Consider the following 12,923-nt stretch of genomic DNA (forward strand, 5'->3'; position numbering starts at 1 on the left):
AATTTGGCTATGCCACCCCTAGGGGAGCTTAGGCCAGTCATTCACGCTAGTACTGTAATATTTATCAACTAACCATCTGTCGCCTTTACGTACAACTATGAGTGTGTCTTTATAGGTCTTTTCTCCCCCGCCTTTTTTCAAGGTTTTCACTTCGATCTCCGCTTGTTTATAGTCGGCCTCTAAATTCTTGATACTGACTATTCGGTACTGGCGTATTTCTCCATAATAGAAACGGTATAATTCAATATTCGCTAGCGTTTTGTTGATATGGAACGTGATATTGCTTCCCATATTTTCTTTACTGAATTCCGTATAGAAGCCCTCAATTTCTTTACTTGCTGCTGCGTTCTCTTTGTTGTCAGGATTACTTGTATCAAATTGCTTATTAATGAAATAAGAAGCTGCGATAAATACGATTAATAAACAAATCGCCATGAATATTGCCTTTTTCATATTGATGCCCACCCTTGATTAGCATATATTGCTTTCGTATTTCGGGAATAAATTTCGCACTTCATCCAAGCCTTACTTCATTTTGTCATTTGTTCCTTCGTAAAATCAAGATAATTATCTAATTCCATCTAAGCTAAAAGATTTAGGGATAATTAGATCTGGTGAAAATCGAGGGGAATATATTATCTCTATTGTTGATTGAGATTTTACATCTAATTTATGAAGATAAAAAAAAACAAAGAGTAGTCGATACGCCAACACGCGCATCCCTTACTCTTTGTTTTTGTCATACAACTAGCCGCGGCACTCTACAGAATGAATAGCATTCACTCATTTACCTTCATTATACTTCTTCAAGAAATCCTTCACTTTGTTAGGATCAGCCTTGAACTCCAGACCCGTCTTAACTAAAGGCGACAACGTCGAGACCGCTTTAAACTTATTGTTATTATACGTTTTGATCAGCTCATCTTGATTAATGGCATACAAGACCGCTTTTCTTAAATCTTCACTCTTGGATACTTCTCTGTTACTCAAGTTAAATGAGAGATAAGCGACACCGTTGCTTTCAAGCGTTTGCAGTTTGAGCTTGCTATCATTTTTGACCAGATCAAATTTGTTCTCGGAAACGCCGTAATACACATGAATCTCACCGCTTCTTAATGCAGACAATGCGCTATCCGCGTCTTTGATGAAACGTACGACAATTTTAGCAATTTTCGGCTCGAATTCCGTTCCCTTTCTGTAGCCCGGATTTTTATAGAATACCGCTTCATAATCATTCTTGTAAGATAAAATATAAGGACCGCTGGCAGTGAGGGCATTGTTGTACTTGGCGCCCTCCGTTATCGTCGCTTGGTCACCGTAGGAGATATCTTTATTCACATCATATTTGACGACATCATAGGTGTTAATGCTTTCGACCTGATTTTTCGAAACAATCCCTGCCGATTGATGTGCCAAATAGTTCAATACTTGAGGGAATGGTTCTGTCGTCGTTAATTTAACAACTTGGTATTTCCCAGATTGATTGTTAGCCTCCGACTTATTACCCGTCAATTGGCTGATTGGAGCCTTCAAGCCTTTTTCGAGCGCTTCTTTAACCGTACCGCTTGATCCTGATAGTTTAGCGGATGATAGCGTGTTTAGATCGGTAACAACCTCAACATTTTTGATATGCTCATGTAAGCTGTACGTTCTGTGGTCTGGAACTGCGGCCTTGTTCTTAGCACGGTTTAAGGAAAACACCACATCTTCAGCGCCTACTCGCTCTTTGGAGTCGACAGCGGCTTTAGCTTGAATTTTGGCAAAATTGATATCATCCCTTAAGAGGAAATAATACTCTGAATTTCCATCGGCAATAGCAAAGTTCTGGGACAAAGCCCCGTCTGCCGTGATTTTATCGTCATCTGTCAAATTAACTAAGCGCACATACATATTCGTATTTAGCATATTAATCGAACCATCATTCCCTTTAATCGGATCGAGGGAGGTAAGGCTCGCAATGCTTTGCTGCAAAATTAACGGTTCCTTGTCCCTCTTGGATTCATCGGCAAAATCAATTGCTTCCCATACCATGGATCTTGATTTGGATAGTCTTACGGAGCTCTCCTTCAATACGTTCTTATTCAAGCCCTGGCTCTTCAAGGACACATACAAGGGAGCGATATAAGCTTTATCGAAAACTAAGCGCTGTTCCAATTTGGCATACGTCGCCTTATACTGTTCGGACGTCTGTGATGCTGCCGCATCAATTAACTTATCAATTTCAGGATCGCTGATCGGCCCTTTATTATAATCTCCGCCTGTCTTGAACAAGGATCTTACCGCATAATCCGGATTCCCCGTTACTGTCGTCCAACTGGAGATGGCAATATCATAATTACCTGCCTTCTGCTGCGCTGTATAGCTTCCGAAATCGGGTTGTAGATTTAATTTTACATTAAATCCTGACTTGGATAGCTGATCCCGAATAACGTTCGCATCTGTTTCATTGCTGCTCTGTGTAAGCAGTTCGATATCCACCGGTTTCTGAATGGCGGGTTCCTTACTTGTCTCGGCGACAACATCTTTCTTCGTTGCGATTTGGCACCCTCCGAGTACAAGCATACTACTTAGCAATAGTGCGGGTATGGCTCTCTTTTTCATCTAAAATCCTCCCTGTAGTTGTTCATCTGTATATAACCCACTCACAAATAAATGAGGAATTAATGGTAATAAATAAGTCCTTGCGCAAATTCTTCTACGCGATGACAAGCAACGAAATGATCAGCTTCGATCTCTTTCCACTCCGGGTCTTTCTCCAGACATGCATCTTGAACGAAGGGACACCTTGCTGCAAAGCGGCAGCCGGGCTTCGGATTAATCGGAGACGATATCTCCCCCGTCAAAATGATTTTGTTTCTCTTCTCCTTCAAGTCGACTGACGGGATCGCGGATAGCAAAGCCATACTATAGGGATGTAACGGCCTTCGGAAAAACGCCGACTTTGACGCTTTCTCAATAAGCTGTCCTAAATACATAACGCCGACATGATTGGAAATGTGTTTGACGACAGACAGATCATGCGAAATAAACATATAGGTAAGTCCAAGCTGCTTCTGTAAGTCCACCATCAGATTGAGAATTTGCGCTTGAACGGATACGTCGAGTGCGCTAACTGGTTCATCGCACACGATAAAGTCAGGATGTACAGCTAGAGCTCTCGCAATAACAACTCGCTGTCTTCGTCCTCCATCAAATTCATGCGGATACGCATTGTAAGCACTTTGCGGCAGCCCAATTAACTCCATTAGCTCGGCTACTCTCGCTTTACGCTCTTTGTCCGTTTTGTAAATTTTGAAAAATGTTAATGGCTCCTCAATAATTTGAGAAACGGTCATTCTCGGATTCAAAGAGGCATACGGATCTTGAAAAATAATTTGCATATGCTGCCGCATTTGCCGCATTTCCTCTTTATTGAAGGCGGTAATGTCCATGCCCTTAAATAAGATTTTGCCAGCGGTTGGCTCATGCAATCTTAAAATGACTCTTCCCAAGGTACTCTTCCCACACCCGGATTCCCCGACGATGCCTAGGGTCTCCCCCTTTTTCACGCTAAAAGACACATCATCGACGGCATGCAGTAAGCCCCTTGGAACGGCAAAATGTTTTTTTACATGTTTGATCTCTAACACGTTCTGTGCACTCATACTTTCACCTCATCCAGTAGTGAGAAATGGCATTTGCTTAGATGCCTCTCTCCCTGCATCGTTGGTGAAATTGATTCACAAATATCAGCTTTGTGCTTGCATCTTGGGTGAAAGAAGCAGCCTTCAGGCAATGAGGCCGGATTCGCCATGCTTCCTTCTATTTGAAACAGCTTTGCTCGATCCTCCTCTAGCTTGGGTATCGATTGAAATAGCCCTCTCGTATAGGGATGCTTCGGCGCTGTGTACACCTCTTCCACCGTGCCAATTTCGACGATTTCCCCGGCATACATGATTGCAACCCTGTCACATGTCTCTGCGACAACGCCCAGATCATGGCTAATGAAGAGCATGGACATGTCATACTGCTTCCTTAGCTGCTTCATCAGCTCAAGAACCTGCGCTTGAATGGTTACATCCAAAGCGGTCGTAGGTTCGTCCGCAATCAACAATGCTGGGTTGCACAGCAGCGCCATCGTGATCAGCACCCGCTGCTTCATGCCGCCCGAGAATTGATGCGGGTAATCATTGTACCGATCTGCCTTCACGCCCACGGTTTCCAACAAGTCGACGACCTGGTTGCGGGCTTCATGCTTACTTACTTTTTTATGCGTGATGAGCACCTCAGCCAGTTGATCCCCCACTCGCATAATCGGGTTCAGGGCGGTCATCGAATCTTGGAAAATCATCGAGATTCCGTTGCCTCGGAGCTGCTTGTTCTCTTTCTCGGTGTTATGGATCAAATTCTTCCCTTTATAAAGGATTTCCCCATCCACAATCATGCCGGGCGGGTCGGGAATAAGCTGAATAATGGACAGTGCCGTTGTCGTTTTGCCTGCTCCTGTTTCGCCGACCAAGCCTAGGCTGTCACCTTTTTTGATTTCCAAATTCACGCCATTCACAGCTTTAATGACGTTATCCTCCGTCACGTAATGCACGTGGAGATTTTTGATTTCTAGTATGTTTTCCATGTGTCCCATCCATCTCCTATTTCAACTTCGGATCCAGAGCATCTCTAAGCCCATCTCCAAAAAAGTTAAAAGATAACACCATCATAATGATCGCCAGGCCCGGATAGACGGCCAAATATGATTTGGATTCCAGATATTCGCTGCCTATTTTTAAAATGTTGCCCCACTCCGGTATATGAGGTTCCACGCCCAGTCCCAAGTAACTTAAACTGCTTGTAGAGATAACGGCTACGCCTATCGTCAACGTTGCTTTTACAATAATCGGCGCCAAGGAATTAGGAATTATGTGCTTGAAAATGATAATATGATCCTTCGCTCCGCATGCTCTAGCCGCTTCGATAAACTCAAAATTCGAAACGCTGAGCACCGTCGCCCGCATCGTCCTCGCATAGGTAGGGATGTATCCAATACTGAGCGCTATGATCAGATTGGTCGTATTGGCCCCAAAAGCGGCAACAATGGCAATGGCTAGAAGCATCCCTGGAACTGCATACAAAATATCCAAAGCTCTCATAATGAAGTTATCAACATACTTACCGTAATAACCCGATAAAGCGCCCAAGCCACCGCCTGCAAGGACTGGAATTAATGTGGAAATAATGCCCACAAGCAATGAAATTCGGCCGCCGAACACAATTCTCGAAAACACGCACCTTCCGAAATCATCGGTTCCAAAAGGGTACTCCAGACTTGGAGGAAGCAGTAGTGTTGAATAATTGTTTTCTATCGCAAGCGTATACTCGAAGGTGAAATAGCTGCAAATCGATACCGAAAGCAACACCGTGATGAATAAAAGGCCGAGTGCCGCCATTGAATTTCTAAACAATCTTCGCAGAATGTCGATCCACGTCACGGGCACTTCTTTGTTGCCATTCTTGATTTTGGATAACAACGTAAAGCCTAGAAGCAAGGAAAACACATTCCCTGTAAACGAAGTGAAAATTAAAAGGTAAGCGAGTGGCAGCAGCCGGCGATCCACCGTTCCATTTTTCACAAATGATGAAATCAGGATCATCGTTAATACATGGATGATGCTAATGACAAGAAGAATGCCCATGCCTAGTACAAACAGATCAGCCACATAGGGCTTGAATATATTCAAAGCTGAGATCATAATGATACAGAAATTCGTCAAAGCCATATAAATGGACAGTGTATATTCGATCGTTTTGCCTTTTTTGATCATATCGAGGGCAGCGATCGCAACGAATATATTGCCAGTCAACAGTGCAATAATGAGTGAGAATCCGAAGATTCGCGTGGACGTTTGGATAGCACCCGCTTCCAGTACGTCCTTTTTAATTTTCACCGAGACGAGCAGCTGTAAGAGTCCGAAAATCAAGTAAATGCCTGCACAGGCAAGAAACGGAATGTGTACGGTGCGCTCAAACAGATCATAGCCATTGAATAAAAATAAGATAGCTATCACTAGAGAAGCTGACCAAGCGAAATTCGAAAGCCTGTATTCCTGAAATGCTTTAAGTTTACGTTGTGTTTCGCGTTTCAAATAGTATTTGCTCATCATGCACCCACTTTAGTAGTCTCTCATTTTGGATCTGATTCTGGGGTCTAGGAACGCGTATAATAGATCTACAAGCAAATTGACCAATGAAATGGTCACAGCCACGTAGATCACCCCGGCTAGAATACCGGGAATATCCGGAACAAACTGCTTATCTACGATATAACTGCCAATGCCGTTAATGTTAAAAACTTTTTCTACTACAGCAGCGCCGCCCAACATACCGCCAAACTGCAAGCCGATTACAGTGACGATGGGAATGAGCGCATTGCCAAGCGCGTGCTTCAGGACGACTTTACGCTCGCTCAAACCCTTTGCCCTAGCCGTAACGATGTAATCTTGATGAATTACCTCAAGCGTGGAAGACCTGGTCATTCTGGCTACCGACGCAGCAAGACCCGTTCCCAGAACGATGGCTGGATTGATTAAGGACAACCAATTGTCTGGATTATAAGTAGCTGGCAGCCAATTTACCTTAATGGAGAAATTCAATATGGATACGAGCCCCTGCCAAAAATCCGGGATGGATAAACCAATTAGCACCAGTAACATAAAGCTATAATCGAAGAAAGAATACTGCCTTGTAGCTGAGATAAGTCCAGCAGGGATGGCCATAAGAATGCCGATAATTAACGAAATAACCGTTAGCTTCAACGTAATCGGAAGCTTGCGAACGATTTCTGTTGAAACCATTTCGTTCCCAGCGAACGATTTGCCAAGATCGAAGGTGATTAGCCCTTTAAAGGCATTCCACAATTGAATAAGATACGGCTGATCGAGTCCATACACCTGTTTGAATTGACTCAATTGATCCGGCGTTGCAGTCTGACCCAAAATGTTGGACGCAGGGTCCAGAGGTGATAAGTAAAGAATTGTGAATACGAGAAATGTTACGCCGAAAATAACAAACACCATCATGACTAGACGATCGAACACGTATTTCAAATATGGCTTGCTGTATATATAAATAAGCAAATACATCAATAAACACGGAATCAGTGAAACTATAAAAAAGAGCGGATTCGAGATCAGCACTCTAAACGTGCTGCCATAAGTAACTCTGCTGATCTTAGCAACTCTCATGATCTCCTCTACTTTAGTCGCAACCTCTTCAAGAAAGACTTTCTCTACTAATTTTCCCGTTTCTCTTTGAAGCTTTTTTTCGTTTACCTGTTTATTGAAAAACAGATACTTGCTAGTGAGCTCTTTGCTAATCTCCTCTGTCAGTCGAGCTTCATATCCTTCTTGACGATAGCCATGTATCGTCTCTTCTCTTATCTGCAAATAAGGATCGGATTTCTTCCGAATGAAATAAATAAGCGTCACAATCAGATTGACGGGCAATCCTGAAAAGAAAAGAAGCACTTTGTACAATGAATTCCTCAGCATCTTCTCGTAAATATTACTAATTCGGTGATGACCGTTGGGATCATGTATGGTATTCGTATTTCTCAGTGGCATACGATTCGTGTGTGTAGTTGCCATAGATCAGCCTCCAATTTTATGCAAAAAAAGACAACGAGAAACAAACTTGAATCAGTTTGCTTCTCGTTGTCGAGTTAGCTTCATACATTATCCTAAGGGTAAGTAACGTTCAAGCTACTTCATCCTACTGCTATCTTACTTACTTACTTACTTACTTACTTACTTACTTACTCACTACGTGAGATCGTTTTGGGGAGTGATTTCGATGTCCAGTGTGTCTGGTACATTAAACACCTATAATTCCTAGTTAATTACTATGAATTACAACCCATGGTTAATTTTATTAAAAACATCTGCAATAGTCAACCATAAATTTGAAAAACTGTTTGATCAGCATAGAGTTGGCTGCTGGGCTCGCTTGCTCAAGCCACTCTATAGCATAAAAAGCAGGTATCGCAGCGTTAATTCTGCGATACCTGCTTTTCACCCATTTCCGAAGCCGAAGGTTCTATATACCGGGTGCATTCAACCCAGTAATTGTAAATGACCAAGTGCAGAAGCATCAGTACCTTTTCAGCTTAAGGATCTCAGCCTTCGATGTAAGTTCTAGCTTCTCCTCAGGATCTTGCAAGTACCAATGATTAAACCCGTATTTTTCTAACAATTTAGTTATCGCAGGCTCATCCCTAAAATAAGCATTTAAAGAGGCCTCACCTGGCATTGTAAATACGACTTCATCACCATTAGCCCCATGTTTAAGTAATTCCTCAGCTATTGTGTAATCACCGTCAGCCAAACTAAAAGCATGCCTTAGTGGTGAACTTTTAAATTCATAATTACCCATAGGCAAATTAGGGTCTGCTCCATGTTCTAGAAGCCACTTGATTTTCTCAGCATCCTTAGCAACTATCGCATTTCCAAGAACAGTCCCCGGCCAAGTATTGGCACTAGAGTTAAAAACTTGACCAGAAGTATAAACCGAGATATTAGCATTTATAGGTACAGAATTCTCGCCATCCTGAATGATATCTTTGATTTGATCAACAGATAAACCGTTACCGTTTATTAAGAGTTTTACCGTTCTTTGGGCCTGAATCATACTGCTTTTACTAAGTTTACTCCGAAGCCTGTCTAATATTTTCTGATCAGTAATCCCTCTAATAAGTGCTACTGTATATGCGTAGTTACCGTTCTCATCTTTGATATCCGTTTTTATTTGATAAGTTAAAAGCCTATCTAACAACTGATTTTTGCCATTCACATCAAATCTTGCAATAGCTTCAAATAAGTAATATTGCCCATCAGCTAAAGGTCTATCTAACGATTCACCGCAGCTTACTAGTGTATTTACATCTCCACTTTCTAATATACTTCTAGTTCCTTCTTTACTTTTCACACCTAACATTTGTCTGAAATTGTAATCTTTCTCCTCGGTCACATTTTCACACCAACGGCTGGCTTTTATATCCTCGAAAGAAACCTCTCTGATTTCATCTAACTGAAATTCAAGGACATCAAAATTAAAATGAACCTTCGCCGAACCCTGTAATATCGTTGGGTGATAGCCAAGCCGAAAGCTTGCAGTTCCAACATTATCTTTATCCAACACAAAGTTATCGAAATGGGCAGTATGAAAGCCCATATACTTGTCGGTAATCCAATCATGCAGTTCTTTATTATTTACTTTAGAATCTAAGTCGTAAAAAGAAGTTTTGCTGAGTTTACTGAATACGTCACGATCTAACTCGATAGCGTCTTTATTTTTATTTAGTTTAATGACCGCCACATTCATATTGCCATCACTTCCGCCGGAGGGGGCAGCTATGATGATGTTCTTTTCTCCTTTGGCACCTGAAAGCTGCTTAATATCTAATGGCAATTTGCCAAATTCCTCTACTTTTAATTCAAATGATCTCTTTCCATTTGTTAAGCTAACTTTGAAACCACCTTGACCACCGCTAGCATCAGAAACAACATTCGTTTCATAAATTTCTCGATTTAACGTTACTTCATAATGCTTTAATTTTTCGTCTTTACTGCCCTGCACTGGTTTACTCGTCTCTTTCATTTCTACAGTTTGTGGAGGAGTCGTATTCATACTCTTTTCTCCGCCCGAGCAACCCGTCATCCACAAAAACGAAAGTACAAACAATAAGAACTTTTTCAAATGTATAGCCCCCGCTTTATAAGATAAAAACGCTGTTATCAGAACCCTAGTGATGGCTCTTCATACAGATTTCCTTTTAACAACATGACTCGATTTGCCTTTCTCTCCACATCAGAGATGGTCCAAAACCCCCGTCATTTTCAAAGCGTCATAGCCTGCCCATATCGCGCTAAGAACGCCTCCTTTTTTTTATAATCCGGTATAATACTCCCAACGCGTCTCCAAAATGATCTATCATGATTCATATGAAGCAGATGACATAATTCATGGATGATCACATAATCTATAACTTCAATTGGAGCCATGGCTAAACGATAATTAAAGGTTACCTTTTTATCCGAGCTGCAACTTCCCCACTTGGTGCTAGACTCTACTACCTCGATGGTTTTGGGCTTTACTCTCAGTTGTATTTGATATCTATTTATTCGTTCTCCTATAATCTTCTTACAGCTTGAAAAATAAAACTTTTTGAGATTCCTTTTAAGTTCCTCTTCATTTAACTCGCCCGTATCTATTAACTCATGAAGAAAATACTCTTTCCCAAGATAGAGGAACTTCCCTTTATTTTCGTACTCTCTTGGCTTCGGTGCTTCTCGAGCCGCCGCATTTTCACGCGATTTCTCCAGTATCCATTTCCCATGATGTTCCACTGCACTTATTATCATCTCATGACTTGTAACATTAGGGACTTTAACCGTTATGAGACCTAACGAATCTATGTGAATTGAAATCTTCTTTCTCTTCCCATATTGAACATTAACTTCGATTATATGATTTTCAAATTCAATCTTCATAACCACCATCATTTCTATAAGTCTCTTTTATAAACACCATTCGCGCTAACATTCGCTCCAAATGCAGACCTTCCCTTTGCAGTTACTTCAAATGTGTCATTCCCGAAAAACTCAAATGTCAATTCAAAATCAAAATCATCCGCTTTATAGGTAGCTATATAACCATCTAATGTTGCAATCTCTTCGATATTTCCCACGTTTACATTTCCAGTTTCAGCGCCTTTAGCTCTCCCATTTACATGGAAGGCATCTACAGCAAACTTGATCTTGCCATCGCTTATACTTTCTATATTAATTTGAGATTTATCGTATTCATTCGAAGAAATTTTCGTGAAATTACCTACAAAGTTTTTCATATCAAATGGCTTCGCCAGATCAAGTACTTGTTTCACTGTCAGCGTTCTACTGGTTGAAGAACCCATTATTCTATTTTCCAAAATTGTATCTTCGATGAAATTACCCCATGTGTCATTTTTAAATATAAATACATCGGAGAATGGTTTAGCGCCATCTTGTCCCCCGCCAGTGATAAAATTAGCTATGACGATGATATCTGTATAACCGCTCTTTAAGCTGTAATCATCTATATCTTTAAACGAAATGGCTTCGAATGAGCTAAACATAGCATGGCCATCTTTTCTGTTTGGCGTTAAGACAATGTCTTTCTTTCCCCCAGTCAAAATTAAAGATAATGGAAAATCTTTATTATTACCCAATTTCGTAACCGGTGTTACCGTCAATTCGCCTATGTCTTCGAACTTTCTTGCGAAAATTTGTTTTTCCTCAACTTTATATCCCCGTTCCTTGAACCTATCTATGGTAAGGTTCATCGTCCTCATCTTATTAAAAATCCCTTCCTCATATTCAGGTAACATCTGAAATGTTTTTAGAACATCCGCCATCTGCTCCTGCATCTTTGTCCATGCATCGAAGTTTTTTTTATCACCTTTACTATCAAAAGGAGCTCCAAGCGAAGAATTTTCTATATACACGTACCCGTTTCGTTCCCCCAAAAATCTAAAAAAGCCAGCTTCTTTATAGGTATTCCAAGTATCTTTTGATACTATTCTAATTCCGCGCAAGTATCCCGTTTGCTCTGCATTCGCTTTAAAACTGATTACAATACCGTATGCAGAATCTTCAATCAGATATTTACCTTGCCAGGAGGTAGGGAAGCTTAAGGAAAATCCCAGCTTTTTATTTTCATATAAAAAATCTTTTGATTGCTGCGCATTAGCTTTTGTATCTTGTGCACTCGTTGTTGATGTTGGTTCTAGCGTTGATAGCTGAGGCGCTTGTGTTGAAGATTCCACCGAGTTACGGGTAGCCGATTCCGGATTTCCCGACCCGCACCCGGAAACAATTATAAAAAGTATAACAACAACTAATTTCCACATTATGGACTCCTACTTTCTACATTCTCCTTTATTGCGCATGCCTTACACATGTTGAATCTTTTCATTGTATCCTTTAAGAGGAGTGTTTGTCTCGCTATGATTTTTTAGTATTGTGTGAATAAATGGAAGAATAACAACAAGAAACATGAGAACACAACTTTCAACATGACTTGAAAGGTATTAAAAAAGCGTTGGAACTTGATTGCGGCGAAGGTCGAAATGCTATACATATCGCAAAACAAGGCGTCAGCGTAGATGCTGTAGATATTTCCGAAGAAGCAATAAAAGGTGCTCGGTACAATGCAAATAAGCATGCAGTTAATATTAACTTTTATTGTGACAGTGTGTTTAATCTTACATTCGAAAAGCACACATTTGATTTGGTCTATGATTCTGGACTATTTCATCATTTGCTCCCCCACCGTAGAATACAATATATATAATGTCAGGAAAATTTGAGTTGGTCGAGTTAAGGTATATGAATAAGGAACCAAAAGAGCAGGGGTTCGGAGAATCCTTCCTATGGGCAAGTCTAGGAGAAACAAACAATGATGGCATCCACCTGATGAATTAGGAGAAGTACAACTTAGAGCCCTTACAGTCAATGAAACCAAGGCACTTTTAGAATAAATATCTTGGTCGGTCACATAATCATCTACTAATTCTTTCCCCCCTATTACCAAAAGAAAAAAGCCTCTCTTGTCAAGAAGGGCTTTTTATACCGTATGAATCCGCATAATACTCCAAAAGCTATGAGAGATGACGATAAAGCAAATATTCACTTGGCTGCAAACCTGATATTGTAAGAGCCGTTTGTTTTATCATTAATATAATACTTCGCTTTCCATTTTCCAGGAAAACAGCTACTAAACTGACTATTAGCTTTACGTTCTTGTATTTCAGATCGCTAATGCCAAGCTTTTCTAAATAGTAGCTTGCTTTATCTTTTTTCTCTTTTGATTTCATATCTCGCTTGAAAAATGGCAAAGCAACGTTTTCATACACA

At 40.8% G+C, this 12,923-nt stretch carries 11 protein-coding genes; 1 reads left to right on the top strand and 10 read right to left on the bottom strand.

The window, feature by feature from the left end; translation table 11 throughout:
- Positions 1-18 precede the first annotated feature (18 nt).
- The 9 genes from GK047_RS25905 to GK047_RS25945 all read right to left on the bottom strand — a co-directional run bounded on the left by GK047_RS25905 (position 19) and on the right by GK047_RS25945 (position 11,917).
- Positions 19-453, bottom strand: coding sequence for a hypothetical protein (locus GK047_RS25905; protein WP_163953192.1), 435 nt, complete (start codon positions 451-453; stop codon positions 19-21).
- Between the two features lie 330 nt (positions 454-783).
- On the bottom strand, positions 784-2,601 hold the full coding sequence (locus tag GK047_RS25910; protein ID WP_163953194.1) for an ABC transporter substrate-binding protein: 1,818 nt from the start codon (positions 2,599-2,601) through the stop codon (positions 784-786).
- A gap of 59 nt (positions 2,602-2,660) precedes the next feature.
- Positions 2,661-3,644, bottom strand: coding sequence for an ABC transporter ATP-binding protein (locus GK047_RS25915; RefSeq protein ID WP_163953196.1), 984 nt, complete (start codon positions 3,642-3,644; stop codon positions 2,661-2,663).
- Positions 3,641-4,612 (bottom strand): ABC transporter ATP-binding protein, encoded by a 972-nt coding sequence (locus tag GK047_RS25920; RefSeq protein ID WP_163953198.1) that lies wholly within the window; start codon positions 4,610-4,612, stop codon positions 3,641-3,643. Before GK047_RS25920 ends, GK047_RS25915 begins: the two co-directional genes overlap by 4 nt.
- Before the next feature lie 16 nt (positions 4,613-4,628).
- The gene (locus tag GK047_RS25925) at positions 4,629-6,137 is read right to left on the bottom strand and encodes an ABC transporter permease (RefSeq protein ID WP_163953200.1); all 1,509 of its coding nucleotides are present in this window, start codon (positions 6,135-6,137) and stop codon (positions 4,629-4,631) included.
- A gap of 9 nt (positions 6,138-6,146) precedes the next feature.
- Complete coding sequence (locus GK047_RS25930; protein ID WP_163953275.1) at positions 6,147-7,595, bottom strand: ABC transporter permease; 1,449 nt, start codon at positions 7,593-7,595, stop codon at positions 6,147-6,149.
- Positions 7,596-8,121: 526 nt separating this feature from the next.
- Positions 8,122-9,657, bottom strand: coding sequence for an ankyrin repeat domain-containing protein (locus GK047_RS25935; RefSeq protein ID WP_163953202.1), 1,536 nt, complete (start codon positions 9,655-9,657; stop codon positions 8,122-8,124).
- A 209-nt stretch (positions 9,658-9,866) separates the two neighbouring features.
- Positions 9,867-10,520, bottom strand: coding sequence for a M48 family metallopeptidase (locus GK047_RS25940; RefSeq protein ID WP_163953277.1), 654 nt, complete (start codon positions 10,518-10,520; stop codon positions 9,867-9,869).
- A gap of 14 nt (positions 10,521-10,534) precedes the next feature.
- Positions 10,535-11,917, bottom strand: a complete 1,383-nt coding sequence (locus GK047_RS25945; protein ID WP_163953204.1) for a hypothetical protein — start codon at positions 11,915-11,917, stop codon at positions 10,535-10,537.
- 170 nt (positions 11,918-12,087) lie between these two features.
- On the opposite strand from GK047_RS25945, the gene GK047_RS25950 reads away from it, so the two are divergent.
- On the top strand, positions 12,088-12,360 hold the full coding sequence (locus tag GK047_RS25950; RefSeq protein WP_163953206.1) for a class I SAM-dependent methyltransferase: 273 nt from the start codon (positions 12,088-12,090) through the stop codon (positions 12,358-12,360).
- Between the two features lie 307 nt (positions 12,361-12,667).
- Here GK047_RS25950 and GK047_RS29905 read toward each other — a convergent pair whose 3' ends face one another.
- Positions 12,668-12,883, bottom strand: a complete 216-nt coding sequence (locus GK047_RS29905) for a hypothetical protein (RefSeq protein WP_240344266.1) — start codon at positions 12,881-12,883, stop codon at positions 12,668-12,670.
- Positions 12,884-12,923: the final 40 nt, after the last annotated feature.

Source organism: Paenibacillus sp. SYP-B3998, assembly GCF_010820665.1.
In the GTDB taxonomy this organism is placed as follows: domain Bacteria; phylum Bacillota; class Bacilli; order Paenibacillales; family NBRC-103111; genus Paenibacillus_E.

Excerpts from the sequence above, each read along its gene's own strand:
- GK047_RS25905 (WP_163953192.1), bottom strand. The coding sequence starts at position 453 with ATGAAAAAGGCAATATTCATGGCGATTTGTTTATTAATCGTATTTATC.
- GK047_RS25910 (WP_163953194.1), bottom strand. The coding sequence starts at position 2,601 with ATGAAAAAGAGAGCCATACCCGCACTATTGCTAAGTAGTATGCTTGTA.
- GK047_RS25915 (WP_163953196.1), bottom strand. The coding sequence starts at position 3,644 with ATGAGTGCACAGAACGTGTTAGAGATCAAACATGTAAAAAAACATTTT.
- GK047_RS25920 (WP_163953198.1), bottom strand. The coding sequence starts at position 4,612 with ATGGAAAACATACTAGAAATCAAAAATCTCCACGTGCATTACGTGACG.
- GK047_RS25925 (WP_163953200.1), bottom strand. The coding sequence starts at position 6,137 with ATGATGAGCAAATACTATTTGAAACGCGAAACACAACGTAAACTTAAA.
- GK047_RS25930 (WP_163953275.1), bottom strand. The coding sequence starts at position 7,595 with ATGCCACTGAGAAATACGAATACCATACATGATCCCAACGGTCATCAC.
- GK047_RS25935 (WP_163953202.1), bottom strand. The coding sequence starts at position 9,657 with ATGAATACGACTCCTCCACAAACTGTAGAAATGAAAGAGACGAGTAAA.
- GK047_RS25940 (WP_163953277.1), bottom strand. The coding sequence starts at position 10,520 with ATGAAGATTGAATTTGAAAATCATATAATCGAAGTTAATGTTCAATAT.
- GK047_RS25945 (WP_163953204.1), bottom strand. The coding sequence starts at position 11,917 with ATGTGGAAATTAGTTGTTGTTATACTTTTTATAATTGTTTCCGGGTGC.
- GK047_RS29905 (WP_240344266.1), bottom strand. The coding sequence starts at position 12,883 with ATGAAATCAAAAGAGAAAAAAGATAAAGCAAGCTACTATTTAGAAAAG.